General features: G+C 74.4%; 12 protein-coding genes, 1 tRNA gene and 1 riboswitch. Of the genes, 7 read left to right on the top strand and 6 right to left on the bottom strand.

Annotation, left to right across the window (positions count from 1 at the left end; genetic code table 11):
* Positions 1-456, top strand: a 456-nt coding sequence (locus VT52_RS29565; protein WP_206306637.1) for an NPCBM/NEW2 domain-containing protein, incomplete at its 5' end; no start/stop codon positions are given.
* Between the two features lie 6 nt (positions 457-462).
* Here the strand turns inward: VT52_RS29565 and VT52_RS29560 are convergent.
* Positions 463-3717: an ATP-binding protein gene (locus VT52_RS29560; protein WP_206306636.1), complete on the bottom strand. Its 3255-nt coding sequence runs from the start codon at positions 3715-3717 to the stop codon at positions 463-465.
* A gap of 143 nt (positions 3718-3860) precedes the next feature.
* Positions 3861-5927, bottom strand: a complete 2067-nt coding sequence (locus VT52_RS29555; protein WP_046425248.1) for an asparagine synthase-related protein — start codon at positions 5925-5927, stop codon at positions 3861-3863.
* A 711-nt stretch (positions 5928-6638) separates the two neighbouring features.
* Here VT52_RS29555 and VT52_RS29550 point away from each other — a divergent pair.
* The 4 genes from VT52_RS29550 to VT52_RS29535 all read left to right on the top strand — a co-directional run bounded on the left by VT52_RS29550 (position 6639) and on the right by VT52_RS29535 (position 11637).
* The gene (locus VT52_RS29550) at positions 6639-8063 is read left to right on the top strand and encodes an NsdA family TPR-like regulatory protein (RefSeq protein ID WP_046425251.1); all 1425 of its coding nucleotides are present in this window, start codon (positions 6639-6641) and stop codon (positions 8061-8063) included.
* An 85-nt stretch (positions 8064-8148) separates the two neighbouring features.
* Positions 8149-9396 carry an L-2-hydroxyglutarate oxidase gene (gene lhgO / locus VT52_RS29545; protein WP_046425253.1) on the top strand — a complete coding sequence of 416 codons (1248 nt, stop codon included), beginning with the start codon at positions 8149-8151 and terminating at the stop codon, positions 9394-9396.
* 13 nt (positions 9397-9409) lie between these two features.
* The gene (gene trmB, locus VT52_RS29540; RefSeq protein ID WP_046425304.1) at positions 9410-10210 is read left to right on the top strand and encodes a tRNA (guanosine(46)-N7)-methyltransferase TrmB; all 801 of its coding nucleotides are present in this window, start codon (positions 9410-9412) and stop codon (positions 10208-10210) included.
* A gap of 41 nt (positions 10211-10251) precedes the next feature.
* Positions 10252-11637 carry a PrsW family intramembrane metalloprotease gene (locus VT52_RS29535; protein WP_206306635.1) on the top strand — a complete coding sequence of 462 codons (1386 nt, stop codon included), beginning with the start codon at positions 10252-10254 and terminating at the stop codon, positions 11635-11637.
* Positions 11638-11701: 64 nt separating this feature from the next.
* Here the strand turns inward: VT52_RS29535 and VT52_RS29530 are convergent, their stop codons facing one another.
* The 4 genes from VT52_RS29530 to VT52_RS29515 all read right to left on the bottom strand — a co-directional run bounded on the left by VT52_RS29530 (position 11702) and on the right by VT52_RS29515 (position 15555).
* Positions 11702-12646: an aldo/keto reductase gene (locus VT52_RS29530; protein WP_046425255.1), complete on the bottom strand. Its 945-nt coding sequence runs from the start codon at positions 12644-12646 to the stop codon at positions 11702-11704.
* A 68-nt stretch (positions 12647-12714) separates the two neighbouring features.
* Entirely contained in the window at positions 12715-13767 is a 1053-nt protein-coding gene (locus VT52_RS29525) for a M23 family metallopeptidase (protein WP_046425257.1), read from the bottom strand.
* A gap of 9 nt (positions 13768-13776) precedes the next feature.
* Positions 13777-13942, bottom strand: a riboswitch (cyclic di-AMP (ydaO/yuaA leader).
* Between the two features lie 311 nt (positions 13943-14253).
* Positions 14254-14327: transfer RNA gene (locus VT52_RS29520), tRNA-Met, on the bottom strand.
* Between the two features lie 46 nt (positions 14328-14373).
* Positions 14374-15555 carry a dihydrofolate reductase family protein gene (locus tag VT52_RS29515; RefSeq protein WP_046425259.1) on the bottom strand — a complete coding sequence of 394 codons (1182 nt, stop codon included), beginning with the start codon at positions 15553-15555 and terminating at the stop codon, positions 14374-14376.
* Positions 15556-15812: 257 nt separating this feature from the next.
* Between VT52_RS29515 and VT52_RS38230 the strand changes: the two genes are divergently transcribed.
* Together VT52_RS38230 and VT52_RS29510 are read left to right on the top strand one after the other, a co-directional pair.
* The gene (locus VT52_RS38230) at positions 15813-15986 is read left to right on the top strand and encodes a hypothetical protein (RefSeq protein WP_167377755.1); all 174 of its coding nucleotides are present in this window, start codon (positions 15813-15815) and stop codon (positions 15984-15986) included.
* Between the two features lie 67 nt (positions 15987-16053).
* Positions 16054-16650: a DUF2637 domain-containing protein gene (locus tag VT52_RS29510; protein ID WP_240509924.1), complete on the top strand. Its 597-nt coding sequence runs from the start codon at positions 16054-16056 to the stop codon at positions 16648-16650.
* Positions 16651-16709: the final 59 nt, after the last annotated feature.

Genomic DNA, 16709 nt, shown 5'->3' with positions numbered 1-16709 from the left:
CCCCCTCCCCCGCCGCCCCCAGCCGTCTACCAGCTCGGCGGACTGCGCTACGACGTGAGCGGCGACGGCACCCGGCCCGAGATCGAGCTCGGCGCGAGCAGCTGGGTGTGGCAGCGCTACGGCCTCGACGTCGCCGGCACGCGGTACGCGCGGGGCGCCACCGTGCGCGGCGAGTCCTCCGTGACCGTCGAGCTCAACCGGCAGTGCACCGCGTACGACGCGATGGCCGGCGTCGACGACATGACCCTCGGCCTCGGCAGGGTGAGCTTCGCCGTCTACGGGGACGGGGTCCCGTTGTGGCACTCGGGGCTGGTCAGGGGGCACGAGCGGGCCGTCCCCGTCCATGTGGACCTCACCGGGCGCAGGACCGTCCGGCTCGTCGTGCGCCCGCACGGCGGCGCCTTCGACCGCACGGTGCCGGCGGACTGGGCGGAGTCCCGGTTCACCTGCCGGTAGCCCGGCTCATCCGGCGGTGGCCCGGCGCAGCTCGCGCAGGACGCCGGCCTCGTCGTAGCCCGCGCCCCGGGCCTGTTCGGCCGCGTACCGGTCGGCGGGCAGGGCCGCGCGGGCGTCGGCGCGGACCCGGGCGGCCTCGGTGCGCTCCGGTTCGCCGTGCGGGCAGCCGTCGCGCCAGCGGTCGGCGGCCGCGTACAGCCGCACCGCGCCGGGCAGGTCCCCGAGCCGGGCGAGCAGACCGGCCGCGGCGGCCACCATGCCGCCGGTGACCGACTCGGCGCAGCCCAGGGCGACGGCCTCCTCCAGCGCCTCGGCCAGGATCGGCAGGCCCCGTCCGGGGCCCGACTCGACGGCCACCAGCAGCGCCTCGACGGTCCGCAGCCCGGCCACGAACTGCGGTGGGAACGTCTCGGGTGCCGCCGCCTCGCGGATCGCCTCGAAGCACGTCCGGGCCTCGGCGGACCGGCCGTCGTACAGGGCGATCCAGGACCGCATCAGCAGCACGAAGGCGCGGGACTCGGAGACCGCGTACCGGTCCGCGGCGGCGTCCGCCTCGTCCAGGGCCGCGCACGCGGCGTCCCGGTCGCCGACGCGGAAGGAGATGTCGGCGAGACGGGCCAGCAGGAACGGCGACTCCGCGTACGCGCCCACCTCGTAGGCGAGCCGCAACGCCTCCTCGTACTCGCCGCGCGCCTCGCTGAGCCGGCCGCGCGCCATGTGCGCCTCGCCGGCCGCGCTGCTCACCTGCGCCCGCATCCAGCGGTCCCCGACCTGGCGGCTGAGCAACCGCAGTTCGGCCAGGTCCTCGTCCACCCCGCGCAGCCTGCCGGGCGAGTCGACCCGCACATGGGCACGGAACATCAGCGCGGCGCCGAGTTCCCAGTCACCGCCGTACGCACGGCAGTTGTCGACCACTGGGGCCATGTCCCGGACGGCGTCCTCCGGGCCGCCGAGGTAGTAGGCGGTCATCGGCCAGATGACACCGGGGAGCCGGGCGGCCACCGGCCCGCCCGGCTCGTACGCGGCCCGGACGAGGGTGAGGTAGCGCGGGGCGCGGTCGTCGGTGGCCATCTGGTCCATGCTGCCGCCCGCCGTCAGGAACAGCTCGAACAGCCGCAGGTCCATGCGCAGTTCGCGCAACGGGTGGGCGGCCTCGGCGTCGGGGTCGGCGAGCAGTGCGGCCACGTGGTCGGCCGACTCCGCGCGGGCCATGAGGGCCGCCGGGTCGTCCGCGGCGCCGGCGCCGCGGGCGGCACCGAGGCGGAGTACCTGGCGCACCCGGGTCACCCCCTCCTGGCGGTAGTTGCGCAGCCACCAGAACCAGCACATGGCCCGTACCAGCGCGCCCGCCTCCGCCTCCTGGCCGGCGCGCACCGCGCGGTCGAGGGCGGCGCGGATGTTGTCCAGGTCGCTCTCCAGGCGGGAGATCCAGTGGAGTTGACCGGCCGAGCGCAGCAGCGGATCGGCCTCCTCGACCAGAGCGCGCGCCCAGGCACGGTGGCGGAGCTCCGCGGCGGCACGCTGCCCGGGGGCCTCGGCGGCACGCTCGGCCGCGTACTCGTGGATGGTCTCCAGCAGGCGGTAGCGCATGCCGTCGGCGCCGCCGGGTGCGGCGACGACGAGGGACTTGTCGACCAGTGCTCCGATCAGGTCCGCCGCCGGCCCGGTGCACACGGCCTCGGCCGCGGCGAGGTCCCAGCCGCCGGCGAAGACGGAGACCTCGCGCAGCACCGTGCGTTCCCGCTCGTCCAGCAGGTCCCAGGACCAGTCGACCACCGCGCGCAGGGTCTGCTGGCGGGGCAGCACCGTGCGGCTGCCCGAGGTGAGCAGGCGGAAGCGGTCGTCGAGGCGGTCGGCGATCTGGCGCGGGGTCAGCAGCCGCAGCCGGGCCGCGGCCAGTTCGATGGCGAGCGGCAGTCCGTCCAGCCGGCGGCAGATCTCCGCCACGGCGGCGGTGTCGCCGAGCACCACGTCGGCGTCGGGGCGTACGGCCTTGGCGCGTTCGGCGAACAGGCGGTGCGCCTGCTCCGGGACGAGGGGTTCGACCGGGCGCACGGACTCACCGGGCACGCCCAGGGGTTCGCGGCTGGTGGCGAGGACGGTGAGGTGCGGGCAGTGGGTGAGGAGGGTCTCGGCGAGAGCGGCGGCCGCGTCGATGACGTGCTCGCAGTTGTCGAGGACGACGAGTTCGGCGCGCGGGGCGCAGTACTCGATCAACAGGGCCGTGGGATCGGACTGCTGGGGGATCAGCTCGGGGTTCAGGAGCACGGTCTCGCGCAGGCCGAGGGCGCTGACCACGGCGCCGGGCACCGCGTCCGGCTGGTCCAGCGGGGCCAGTTCGGCCAGCCAGGCCGGGGCGAGGGCGGCGGCGGCCTCCTCGGCGAGCCGGGTCTTCCCCGAGCCGCCGGGTCCGGTGAGGGTGACGAGACGCGAACGCCTCAGGTCCGCCCGTACGGCTTCGAGTTCGCCCTCCCGGCCGACGAAGGAGGTGAGGCGGGGGCGCAGATTGCCCCGGCGGGCCGGGAGCGGTGGGGCGGGACGGGGTTCCCGCGCCAGCAACTCGGCGTACAGGGAGCACAGTTCCGGGCCGGGATCGGTGCCGAGGGTGTCGGCCAGGGTGCGCCGGGCGGACTCGTAGGCCGCGAGGGCGTCGGCGGGGCGGCCGGTGTCGGCGAGAGCGCGGATGAGGAGGGCGTGCAGCGGTTCGTCGTACGGGTGGGCCGCGGTCAGTTCTCGCAGCTCCGGTACGAGGTCCCGGGCGCGGCCGAGGGCGAGCGCGGCCGCCGCGCGGGCGCGGGTCGCCTCCAGGCGCAGGGCCTCTGGGCGGGTGGCGGCGGTGCGGTCGGGGAGGTCGGCGAGGGCGGGGCCGTACCAGAGGGCGAGGGCGGTGGTCAGGGCGCGGTGGGCGGTGGCGGGGTCGCCGCCGGCGAGGGCCTCGGTGCCGGTGCGGGTGAGCCGTTCGAAGACGTACAGGTCGACGTCGTCCTCGGCCGCTTCGAGGCGGTACCCGCCGGGGGTGGAGGTGACGGCCTCCTTGCCGAGGGTGCGGCGGAGGCGGCCGACGAGCGCCTGGAGGGCGGCGGGGGCGTCCTGGGGCGGAGCGTCGGCCCAGATCTCCTGGACGAGGGTGTCGGGGCCGGCGGTGCGGCCGGGGCGCAGGGCGAGCGCGGCGAGGAGGGTGCGGAGGCGGGGGGCGGTGAGCGGGTGCGGGGTGCCGTGGGGGTCCGCCGCCTGGGTGATGCCGAGAATTCTGTACCGCACCGGGTCATTGTCGCCGGTGCCCCCGGTTCCGCACGAAGGGTTTGCGGGCGGGGGCGGGGCGGGCACCGGTGCCTGGCCGGCGGGGCCCGCCACCGGGCCGCGGACGTGACACCACCGCCGTCGCCCCGCTCGCGCCGGAGGCGTCAGGCGCCGGAGGCCAGCGCGTCCCGGCGCCGCTGGATCCCGGCCGGCACCGCCCGCGCCCGCGCGGGCGTCCCCGTCCAGCACGTCCCCCGGCGGGAGAGCAGCCGATGGAGCCACAGCTCCAGGGAGACCAGGTCGGCCAGGCCGTCCACCGTCGACCCGCCGGAGGCCACCGCGCGCAGGGCCTCGCGGACCACGCCCCCGTCCACCAGCCCCGCGTCCGCGAGCAGCGGGCGGGAGAAGAGGTCGAGCAGGGGCTCGGCGGACAGCCGCAGGCCCGCCCGCGCGGCGGCGGCCGAGGACGCGTGCGACGGGGTGCCCCAGCCGGGCGGCAGGTCGGTGATGCCGGTGCCCTCCAGGACCGTGCGCAGGATCTCGGCCCGCGCACCGGGCCGCACCCGCAGCGCCTCCGGCAGCTCTCGGCACGCGCGGACCACCTGGTTGTCGAGGAAGGGCGCGTGCAGCCGCTGCGAACGGACCTCCGCGGACTGCTCCAGCACCCGCAGATCCGCGGCGTACCGGGCCAGTGCCGCCCGTGCCCGGTGGTCGCCGGGCCGCTGGACGCCCGTACCCGACCGATCCCCCTCGACCCCGAGCAGAACCGATACTTCAGCCAGTGCCTCCCCCGTGAGCCACCGGGCGGCCGGACCCGGCGCGGCCCAGGCCAGCGCCGCGAGCGAGGCCCCGACCGCCCCCTTCGGCTCCTCGAACCGCCGCCGCATGAGCCGCTCCGCCAGCTCCTCCAGGCCCGCCCGGTACGGCGTGCGCGCGAGCCGCCGGGCGGCGCCGTACACCCGCCCCGGGACGAGGACCGAGCCGTCCGCGCGGGCGAGGGCGGCGACCGGCCGGACCAGATGGCGGCGCCTGCGGTCCATCAGCAGGTCGGCGAGCCGGGCGGGGTGCGCGTCCAGGACCTGGCGCGCGCCGTGCCCGGTGAAGTGGTCCGCGCTGCCCGCGGCCAGCCGCGCCCGGTGGCGCCCCGCCGTGATCAGCGAGGGTCCGGGCTCGTCGGTGAGGGGGCCGTCGAGGTCGGCGTAGGGCAGGGCCTCCTCGCCGCCGGTCACCACCACGTGGTGCAGCCGCGGGTCGGCCGCGAGCGCCCCCGCCCGCTCCACCTCGGCCTCGCGGCCGCCGACGGCGAGGTCGTTGAAGGTGACGGCGAGCAGGCGTTCGCCGGTGCCGTGGCCGAGGAGGGTGCCGGGCCGGCCGGGCAGCCCGGCGGCGAGCAGCGCGAGGGTCGCGGAGGCCGGGCCGCCGGACAGGTCGGCGCCGATCCCGGGCACCGGCATCCCGCGCCGGGCGCGCCGCTCGGCGGGCCCCATCCCGGGCACCGGTCCCGGATCGAGGTCGGGCACGTGCCGCGGCGCCGCCAGCCGGGTGCGCACCGCCTCCACCAGGGCGTCGCGTACGGCGTCCACCGCGCGGTCGGGGTCGGCGGAGGGCGCGGACACGGCGAGCGAGGAGACCGGGTCGTACCCGGCGATCTCCCGCGCCCCCGCGCGCAGCACCAGCGCGTGCCCCGGCGGAATGCGCCGTACCCCTTCATAGGGGGTGGTGTCGCGCAACGCGGCCGGGACGTCCGGGGCGGCGAGCAGGGCGGCCAGATGGCCGAAGTCGAGGTTGGCCTCGATGAGGTCGGCGAGCGGCAGCGCGGCGGTGGCGTACGCCGTGCCGCCCGCCCACGGGGTGTGGAAGACCGGTCGGGCACCGGCGAGATCTCCGCAGACGGTGACGCGGCGGCCGACCTGGACGACGGCGGTGTAGCTGCCGGGCCAGTTCGTCAGATGGCGCAGCGCGCCTCCGCGCGCGGTGAACAGGCCGCGCCGCAACTCCTCGTCGGAGGCGCCGCAGATGCCGAGGACGGCGATCCGGTTCTGCTCGTCGGCCTTGACCACGCGCACCTCGTCCGGGCGCCAGTCGCCGACCGCCCACAGCGGATCGGGGTCGCCCCACAGGAGCTGGGAGCCGACCGGGTGCAGGGTCTCGCCGTCGTAGCCCAGCGAGCCGGCGGAGCCGAGCCCGGCCGCGCCCGCGGCGGCGCTGCTCCACCCCACCAACCACCGCATCGTGCCTCCACAGCCTGTGGACAACCAGTGCACCGATCGAACCGGTCCCATGCTGCCACGAAGGACGCCTGGGAGAGGTGGGGTGACACCGCCCGGAACGGCGGGAGGAGGAAGGGGGGTTCGCGGCCGCACGGCCATCATGGTCCAAGGTCGGCGCGAGTGTCACCAGACAGGGCGCGACGCGAATGCGCCCCCGGTACGCCCCCCAAAAACGCCTTTCGCGCCCCTAAGTTGCATGGTTGGAGCAGAAATCTCCCGCACACCTGCGGGACGATTTTCAGCCAAATACCGAACCGCGCCCGGGAGATGAGCACGCTCCGTAGGGACTCGTGGTGATCGCGGCGCCCCGGACGCACGCACGGTCCGGGAGGCGGCGTCCGCCTCCCGGACCGGTCCGCCACCCGCGGGGATGAAGGCGGCGGTGTCCCCCAGCCCGCTGGATCCAGTACAGCGGGCCGACCCACGCAGAACCAGGAAACCGCCTCCGGATTGGCCGGAGAAGAGCGCACGGCCGGGCGCACGGCCACACGCGCGGGGGCACGCGACGACCGTTCCGTGCACGGTGCGTACTGGTCCGCACTCCCGTACGGACCACAATCCCGCCATCCGGAACGACGCCCCTTAACGCTTGGGATGCGGCGAACTACGCTGGGTTTACGAATGCCGCGCGGTTATGCCCGCGCGGCGGCCGTCTGTGTCGAGGGGTGGCGCATGTCCAGGGAGCAACGCGGGCCGAACGAAAAGCTCGGCGCCGTTCTCGCCCTCGCGGGAATCAGCAACGCAGGACTCGCGCGTCGCGTCAACGATCTTGGCGCCCAACGCGGGTTGACACTTCGCTACGACAAGACGTCCGTGGCGCGCTGGGTGTCGAAGGGCATGGTGCCGCAGGGCGCCGCGCCCCACCTCATCGCGGCCGCCATCGGGCAGAAACTCGGCCGGCCGGTGCCGCTGCACGAGATCGGCCTGGCGGACGCGGACCCCGCGCCCGAGGTCGGCCTCGCCTTCCCGAGGGACGTGGCGCAGGCCGTGCGGTCGGCGACCGAGCTGTACCGCCTCGACCTGGCCGGGCGCCGGGCCGGCTCCGGCGGGATCTGGCAGTCGCTGGCCGGATCCTTCGCGGTGAGCGCCTACGCGACGCCCGCCTCACGCTGGCTGATAACCCCCGCCGACAGCTCGGTCGCGCGGGAGGACGGCTCCGCCGATGGCGTCGGCGCACCGGTCAGGGTCGGCCACAGCGATGTGCGCAAGCTGCGGGAGGCCGCCGAGGACGCCAGGCGCTGGGACTCCAAGTACGGGGGCGGCGACTGGCGTTCGTCGATGGTGCCGGAGTGCCTGCGCGTCGAGGCGGCGCCGCTGCTGCTCGGCGGGTACTCCGACGAGGTCGGCCGCGCGCTGTTCGGTGCCTCCGCCGAGCTCACCCGGCTCGCCGGGTGGATGGCCTTCGACACCGGCCAGCAGGAGGCGGCGCAGCGGTACTACATCCAGGCGCTGCGGCTCGCGCGCGCGGCCGCCGACGTGCCGCTCGGCGGATACGTCCTCGCCTCCATGTCGCTCCAGGCGACCTACCGGGGCTTCGGGGACGAGGGGGTCGACCTCGCGCAGGCCGCCCTCGAACGCAACCGGGGACTGGCCACCGCCCGCACGATGAGCTTCTTCCGGCTGGTCGAGGCGCGCGCCCACGCGCGCGCCGGGGACGCCCAGGCGGCGGGCGCGGCGCTGAAGGCGGCGGAGAGCTGGCTGGAGCGCTCCCGCGAGGGGGACAACGATCCCTCGTGGCTCGGGTTCTACGGCTACGACCGCTTCGCGGCGGACGCGGCCGAGTGCTACCGGGACCTGAAGCTGCCCCGCCAGGTGCGCAGGTTCACCGAGCAGGCGCTGTCGAAGCCGACGGAGGAGTTCGTGCGCTCGCACGGGCTGCGGCTGGTCGTCTCCGCGGTGGCCGAGCTGGAGTCCGGGAACCTGGACGCGGCCTGCGAGCAGGGGGTGCGGGCGGTGGAGGTGGCCGGGCGGATCTCCTCGGCGCGGACCACGGAGTACGTGCGGGACCTGCTGCACCGCCTGGAGGCGTACGGCGACGAGCCGCGCGTGGTCGAGCTGCGGGAGCGGGCCCGGCCCCTGCTGAGGGCCCCCGCGTAGCACCGCGCCCCGGCCCCGGTGCGGTTCTGATCACCCCGGCGTTTGAAGGCGCTGTCAGTGGCGCAGTGCACTATCGACGTGGGAGGTGGTGCGGGTGCCGGTCGGGGCGTACGACTGCGATGTGCTCGTGGTCGGAGGGGGGATCGTCGGGCTGTCGACGGCGTACGCGGTCGGCAGGGCGGCGCCGGGGACGCGGGTGACCGTGCTGGAGAAGGAGCCGGGCCCGGCGCGCCACCAGACCGGGCGCAACAGCGGGGTGATCCACAGCGGGATCTACTACCGCCCGGGTTCGCTCAAGGCGCGGTACGCGGTGCGGGGCGCGGCCGAGATGGTGAAGTTCTGCGCCGAGTACGGCATCGAGCACGCCGTCACCGGCAAGCTGATCGTGGCCACCGAGCGCGCGGAGCTGCCCCGGCTGCACGCCCTGGTCCAGCGCGGCCGGGAGAACGGAATCCCGGTGCGCGAGCTGGGCGCCGCCCAGATCGCCGACTACGAGCCACAGGTGCGCGGACTGGCCGCCATACACGTCGGCAGCACCGGCGTGTGCGACTACGCGGGCGTCGCCGGGCAGCTCGCCCTCGCCTCCGGCGCCGACATCCGCTACGGCGCGGAGGCCGTCCGGGTGGACCGGCGCCCCGGACGGGGTGTGGCCGTGCGCACCGCGGCCGGGGACGTCGTGCGCGGGCGGGTGCTGGTGAACTGCGCCGGGCTGTACTGCGACACGCTGGCCCGGCTGACCGGGGACGAGCCCGGGGTGCGGATCGTGCCGTTCCGCGGGGAGTACTACGAGCTGGCGCGGCCCGAGCTGGTGCGCGGGCTGGTGTACCCGGTGCCCGACCCGGCGTTCCCGTTCCTCGGCGTGCATCTGACCCGGGGCGTCGACGGCGGCGTCCACATCGGCCCCAACGCGGTGCCGGCCCTGGCCCGGGAGGGCTACGGCTGGAACGTCGTACGGCCCCGGGAGCTGGCCGGCACCCTGACCTGGCCGGGATCGTGGGCCATAGCGCGGCGGCACTGGCGCCACGGCGCGGGTGAGCTGCACCGCTCGCTGTCGAAGGGGGCGTTCCTGGAGGCGGTGCGCAGACTGCTGCCCGCGGCGCGGGCCGACGACCTGGTGCCGGCGCCGGCCGGGGTGCGGGCGCAGGCGGTGCTGCGGGACGGCTCGCTGGTGGACGACTTCCTGATCAAGGAGGGACCCCGCGCGGTGCATGTGCTGAACGCGCCGTCCCCGGCGGCCACCGCGTCCCTGCCGATCGGCCGGGAGGTCGCGAGCCGAGCGCTCCGGATGCTGGCGGCGGCCGGTGGCGCGGGCCTCCCCGCGGCGCGCCCGTAGACTCGTTCGTACTGTGTCTGATGCGCTGAACACCCCCGACGTACTGTCCGAGCCGGCCCCGGACGCCCCCCGGCACACCCGGGCCAAGGGCGAGCCGCGCTTCCCGGACGGCCCGCGGGCCGATCCCGCGGGCTCGCACTTCGAGCGGCGGATCCGCAGCTTCCAGCCGCGCCGCAGCCGGGTGACGACCGGGCAGGCCGACGCGCTCCAGCGGCTGTGGCCCGCCTGGGGGCTGGACATCGACGGACAGCGGGTGCTCGACCTCGCCGAGCTGTTCGGCAACGACCGTCCCGTGGTCCTGGAGATCGGCTTCGGCATGGGCGAGGCCACCGCGCGGATGGCCGCCGCCGACCCCGGCACCAATGTCCTCGCGGTCGATGTGCACACCCCCGGCCAGGGCAATCTGCTGAACCTGGCCGAGCAGAACACGCTGGACAACGTCCGGGTGGGCAACGGGGACGCGATCATCCTGCTGCGCGAGATGCTCCGCCCCGACGCCCTCGCCGGGCTGCGCGTCTACTTCCCGGACCCCTGGCCCAAGAAGCGCCACCACAAGCGGCGGCTGATCCAGCCCGAGTTCCTCGACCTGGCCGCGACCCGGCTGCGGCCCGGCGCGCTGGTGCACTGCGCGACCGACTGGGAGCCGTACGCCGAGCAGATGCTCGACGTGCTCGGCGCCCACCCCGGCTTCGAGAACACGCAGGCCGACGGCGGTTTCGCGCCCCGGCCCGAGTTCCGGCCGCTGACCCGTTTCGAGGGGCAGGGCCTGGACAAGGGACATGTCGTGAACGATCTTCTCTTCCGCCGCCGGTAAACCGCTCAGCCCCTCGTCCCGCCACCGTTAGGGTCGATGCCGTGGCCATCAGTTCCGTGCACCCGACGTACCCCCCGAACCCCGGTGACGAGGCGCTGCGCCACCCGCACTGGTGGCAGCTGCGGTGGGTGCGGTACGGCGCGCTGATCACGCTGCTGGCGATGTCGGGCCTGGTCATCCTGGCGCTGGTGCGCAGGGAGACGGGCACCGAGGGGTTCCTGGTGGGGCTCGGTCTCGCGGTGCTGCCGGTGCCCTGGCTGATCACCGCGTTCCGCTGGCTGGACCGGGTGGCGCCCTTCGCCTGGCGGAACCTGGTGTTCGCGTTCTGCTGGGGCGCGTTCGCGGCGGCGCTCATAGCCATCGTCGCCAACAGCTTCGCGACCAAGTGGATAGCCACCTCCACCGCGGACCCGGCGAGTGCCAACACCCTCGGCGCCACCGTGATCGCCCCGATCGTGGAGGAGTCCGCCAAGGCCGCAGCCGTACTGCTCGTCTTCCTCTTCCGCAGGCGCGAGTTCACCGGGATCGTGGACGGGATGGTGATAGCCGGGATCACCGCCACCGGGTTCGCGTTCACCGAGAACATCCTCTATCTCGGCACGGCCTTCGGCACCGACCAGGTCACCGGCGGCCACGGCATCGTCTCCGTCACCGCCGCCACCTTCTTCGTGCGCATCGTGATGTCCCCGTTCGCGCACCCCTTGTTCACCACCTGCACCGGCATCGGCTTCGGCCTCGCCGCGGTGTACGGGTCCCGCGGGCGCGCCCGGCGGATGCTGATCCCGCTCGGCGGACTCCTCCTCGCGATGTGCATGCACGCCCTGTGGAACGGCTCGGCCGGCTTCGGCCAGTACGGCTTCCTCGCGGTCTACGGCGCCTTCATGCTGCCCGTGTTCGGGCTGCTGACCTGGCTCGGGATCTGGACCCGGCAGCAGGAGCTGCGCACGGTGCGCGCGGAACTGCCCGTGTACGTGCTGGCCGGCTGGCTGGGCCCGGCCGAACCCTTCGCGCTGAGCTCGATGCGCGCCCGCCGGATGGCCCGCGACTACGCCCGCCACCACGCCGGCCGCCCCACGGCACGGGCGGTCGCGCGGTACGAGACGTACGCCACCGCCCTCGCGCTGCTGCGCGCGCGGGGCCGCCGCGGCCGGGCGGGGGCGGACTTCGCGGCCCGTGAGCGGGAGCTGCTGGCGGAGCTGTGGCAGCGCCGGGAGGCCGCCCGCCCGGCCCTGGAGTACGCGGCCCGCAGGGCGGCCCCCGCCCCCGTCCCGATGGGGTGGGCACCCGCGCCGTACGGGCACGCCTACGTGCGGGGGCCGGTGCACGGGCCGGGGTACGGGCCGGGGTACGGGTATCCGCAGGGCCCGGGTCCCGGGTACGGCCACCCGGCGGCGCCGCACCCCGCGTACGACCCGTACCGGATGTGACCTGGGGTCTTTCGTTTGGATCAGGCCGGACCCCGCGAGCCCGGCATGATCCAGGCGAGAGGCCCTAGACGGACGCGTCCGTCAGTCTCTTCAGCTCGTCGTCCGTCAGCCGGAGCTCGCCGACGGCCAGCAGCGGCGGGAGCTGCTCCAGGGTGCGGGCCGAGGCGATGGGAGCGGTGACGGTCGGCTGGGCGGCCAGCCAGGCCAGGGCGACGGTGGCGTGCGGGGCGTCGTGCGCGGCGGCGATCTCGTCCAGGGCGGCGAGGACCCGCCGGCCCCGCTCGGTCTCCGCGTGCTTCGCGGCCCCGCCGGCGCGGGCGCTGTCCACCGTCGTGCCGGGCCGGTACTTGCCGGTCAGGAAGCCCGCCGCGAGCGCGAAGTACGGCACCGTGGACAGGCCCTCGCGGGCGACGAGGTCCTGCAGCGGCCCCTCGTAGGTGTCGCGGGAGACCAGGTTGTAGTGCGGCTGGAGCGCCACATAGCGGGCCAGGTTCTCGCGGGCGGAGAAGTCCAGGGACTCCTGCAGCCGCTCGGCGCTGATGTTGGACGCGGCGATCTGCCGGACCTTGCCGGCCTTCACCAGCTCGTCCAGCGCGCCGATGATCTCCTCGACCGGCACCTCGGGCTGGTCGAAGTGGGTGTAGTAGAGGTCGATGTAATCGGTGCCCAGGCGGGCCAGGGAGGCGTCCGCCGCGGCCCTGATGTTGGCCGCGGACAGGCCCTGGTACTGCGGGTGCTGGCTGACCTTGGTGGCGATGACGACGTCGGAGCGGTTGCCACGGGCCTCGACCCACTTGCCGATCACCGTCTCGGACTCGCCGCCCCGGTGGCCCTCGGCCCAGGCGCTGTAGACGTCGGCGGTGTCGAGGAAGTTGCCGCCCGCGGCCGTGTACGCGTCCAGGACGGCGAAGGAGGTCCGCTCGTCGGCGGTCCAGCCGAAGACGTTGCCGCCCAGGCAGAGCGGGAAGACCTCGAGGTCGGACGAGCCCAGTGTGCGCAGAGAAGTCATGCTTCACATCAACACCGGCGACGGAAGATCGCATTCCGCCGCCGATGTGGAGAGCCGCGCGTTCTCCGTCAGGGGTTGAGGCCCTTGTCGCGCAGCCAGGGCGCGGGGTCGACGGCGGTGGCCTGCCCGTTCGGGTGGACCTCCAGGTGCAGGTGCGGTCCGGTGACGTTGCCGGTGGCGCCGACGCGGCCGATGACCTCGCCGGTGCCGACCTTCTGGCCGACCGAGACGTTGATCGAGGACTGGTGGCAGAACCACAGCTCGGTGCCGTCGTCCAGGGTGAGGACGGTGCGGTAGCCGTAGGCACCGGCCCAGCCGGCCTGGGTGACGGTGCCGCCGTGGACGGCCTTGATCAGGGTGCCGGTGGGGGCGGCGAAGTCGAGGCCGGTGTGGTAGCCGGAGGACCACATGGCGCCGGGCTGCCCGAAGGTGCCGGTGATCGTGTACGAGACGACGGGCAGCGTGTACTGCTTGGCCAGCTCGGCCAGCCGCTTGGCCTCGGCCGCCTTCTTCTCGTCGGCCTGCGCCTTCTCCTTGGCGGCGGCGGCCTTGCCGGCGGCCTCCTTCTCCGCCGCGGCGGCCGCGGCGTCGGTCTGCTGCTGGGCGGCGGCGACCATCGCGGCGGTGGCCTTGCTGTCGGCCTGGCCCTGCTGCTGCTCGGCCTGGGCCATGATCCGGTTGCGCAGGGCCTCGCCGGCACCGGTGTCCTTGGCGCCCTCGGTGGTCTGCCCGAGGTCGGTGAGCGCGGTGGCGGTCCTGGCCCGGGGCGCGTCGGTGGAGTCGTCGCCGAAGAAGTGCTCGACGGTGGACAGGTGCGGCACCGGGACGTCCGGCATGTCCGGCACCGAGATGGAGACCGGCGGCTTGCCGGTGTTGGCGCTGGCGATGCCGCCCGCGCCGACGGCGGCGATCACGCCTACGCCGAGGACGGTGGAGCTGCGGGCGAAGCCGCCGCGCTGCTTGGCGACGCGGTGTCGGCCACGGACCGGGGTGACGGTCTCCTCGGTGGGGTTCCACTCCTCCCAGGGACCGTCGTCGAGGCCGGGGCCGGGGCCGAACGACTCGGGTTCGCGCTGAGCGGGCACGAACGGGACTTCTGGGGCAGGCCGGTTGGACGCCACGGGGGCGTGCTCCTTTCCTTCCTCCGCCTACCGGGTTAGCTGACGGGTTCGGAGCAGGAAGGTCTCCTACGCGCGTATACCGCTCGTGGACCGCTGGGTCCGCGTCGGTGTCCGCGTGATTCACCCCAAGGTGGTGGTTCCCCGGTTCCCTTACGGGATTCGGCGCGTGCGCACGGAGCCGCCTCGGGTGACGGCTGGGACGACCGCGCTGCGTTATCGAACGTTAATAGACCCGGGGGGAACTTTCCAAGCCGTTCGGCTTGATCATTAACGCTCCGACCCATGGACGTACCGCCCAGCGGGCCGCCAAACCGGGCGAGTTGACCGGCGTCCAGGAGTCATCCGGTTTTTGATGGTGACTCAGACGTTATGCGCAGGGCGGTCGAACGATCACCACGCGTGACCCCCGGGGGAGGCCACGGCCGAGCCGCCGGAAAACACTCAGGGCCGGAATCCGTCAACTGGATTCCGGCCCTGAGATATCAGTAGCGGGGACAGGATTTGAACCTGCGACCTCTGGGTTATGAGCCCAGCGAGCTACCGAGCTGCTCCACCCCGCGGCGATGTCTCTACTGTACGCCATCACCGGGGTGGAAAGCACATCGGTTACGACGGGGCCCCGGATCGGCCCGGCAGGTGCCGGTTCGGGGCCTTGGCCAGGGCCTCGTACTCGGGCAGGACGAGGACCTCGGCGCCCGCACCGGTCAGCACCCCCGTGCCGTCGGCCGCCACCACGAAGGTGTCCGGCTCCCGCCATGCGGTCACCACCCGGCGCACCCCCGCCCGCAGGATCAGCTCGGCGCAGGGCGCGGGGCGGGAGGCGCGGCGGGCGCAGGGCTCCAGGCTGCTGTAGACGGTGGCGCCGGGCAGCCGGGGGTCGGCGGGGCCGGTCTTGGCGAGTGCCGCCTCCTCCGCGTGCACAACCGGGTCCGCGCCCTCCCGGGAGTGGCCGCGGGCCAGCTCGGTGCCGTCGGCGGCGACCACGACCGCGCCGACGCTGAAGGCCGTCTCCGAGGGCGGGCACAGCGCGGCCAGCTCGCAGGCCGTGCGCAGCCAGTGCCGGTCGGCGGCGGTGGGCACCGGGCCGGCGCCGGGCGCGGTGGGCTCGTAGCGCATCAGGACGACGTCCTCGATCCGGCGGGACTCCACGAGCCGCAGCCGGCCCTCCTGGTAGCGGCCGGGCCCGAACAGCCGCGGGGCGGCCGGATCGCCCACGATCAGCGGGGCGACCGCCAGGTGCAGCTCGTCGGCGAGGCCCTGCTGGAGGAGCTGGGTGTGCACGGCCGCGCCGCCCTCCACCATCAGCCGGCGCACCCCGCGTTCCGCCCGCAGATGCCCGAGCAGGGCCCGCCAGTCCAGCTCCGGGCCGAGCGCGACGACATCGGCGGCGCCGCCGATCAGCCGGACGGCCTTCGCGGCGCCCCGGTCCGTCGTGTACACGAGCTTGTCACCGCCGGTGTGCCAGAAGCGGGCCCCGGGGTCGAGGTCGCCGGTGCCCGTGACGGTGACCTTCAGCGGGTACTCGGGCATGCCCCGCGCGAGGCGGTCCGCACGCCGCTCGGCGGAGGCGACCAGCAGGCGCGGGTTGTCGGCCCGCAGGGTGCCGGCGCCGACCAGGAGCGCGTCGGCCGAGGCCCGTACCGCGTCGACCCGGTCGAAGTCGGCCGGTCCGGACAGCAGCAGCCGCTCCGGGCCGGTGTCGTCCAGGCAGCCGTCGAGGGAGACGGCGGCGGACAGCAGCACGTAGGGGTACGGCGCGGACTCGGGGAGGGCTCGCTCGGTGCTCATCGGCTCCAGTGTGCGGCCCCGCGCCGGCCGGCCCGGCAGGTGTACGCCATCACCGGGACGGAAAGCACTCGTGCTCCTCCCCGGTCCCGGCCCGTCGACGGCCCGGGATGCGGGACGCCACCGCGTTCCATGGCCCGCGGAGACGGCATTCGTATTTTCGCCAGTTGCTGTCATAGGACCGCCGAACCCCGCTTTCGGGCTACAGAAGCACCCGAATGCCCCACACCCCCACCTCCCGAAAGGCTCGTTAGCTGACCGTGGCACGCACTGAGAGACGCACAGCGCTGAATCTCCACTCGCCGGTCACATTCCGGCTGGAAGGCAAGGAAGGCGAGGTGTTCACCGACGGCTGTTCAGATCTTCTCGACGATTTCCTGAAGAGAATCCGCCAGCTGGAGAGTGAGTACCTGCGGGCGATGGTGAGGCTCTAGGACCCAGCCGATGGACAGGATTCACGATGAAGACCGCTTGTGTGACTATGAGTTCAGCACGCTACAGATGCAGTGGGACCCGGTCGAAGAACTGGCCCAGATGCTGTCCGGCGCGTCCGCCGCGAATCCCGACCCGGCCCCGCCGCACGGCAGGTCCAGCCACCGGAAGACCCGCCGGCGCATCCGTACCGAGCCCGGACTGCTGCGTGCCGATCAGCGCGCCGCGCCCGTCACGCTGCTGATCGCCACCATCTCGGTGTGCGCACTGTGCATGCTGGGCTGGTCCTTCTCCTATTCCTACGCCCAACTCCGCGCCACCGCTTCTTCCGTACTGCCGATGCGCCTCGCGCAGTGGTGGCCGTTGACGGTGTACGGGCCCTGGCTCGTTGCGGCGTTGTCCATCCTGCGGGCGACGGTACAGAATCGAAGTGCCAGGAGATCGTGGGGTGTGCTGCTGGGCGCCTCCGCATTGGCCGTCGCCCTGTGCGTCTGCCAGGCGGCGCATTCCCCGCTCTCCCTGATCATCTTCGGAATTCCGCCGATCACCGCCCTGGTGTGTTTCTGGGAGATCGTCGGCCAGGTCTCCTCCAAGGTGACCCGCCCCCGGCATGCCGCGCACAGCCGCCGCAATCCCAAGGCGCAGGGGACGTACGCCGTCAGGTGAGCACGCCGGCCCGCCGGGAACACCGGCGGGCGCGGTCGTCGCGGGCCCGGACACCGCGG

The sequence above is a fragment of the Streptomyces malaysiense genome (genome assembly GCF_000980885.2).
Taxonomy (GTDB): domain Bacteria; phylum Actinomycetota; class Actinomycetes; order Streptomycetales; family Streptomycetaceae; genus Streptomyces; species Streptomyces malaysiense.
Note: the sequence above shows the minus strand (reverse complement) of the source record. Positions and strands in the feature narration are given on the sequence as shown.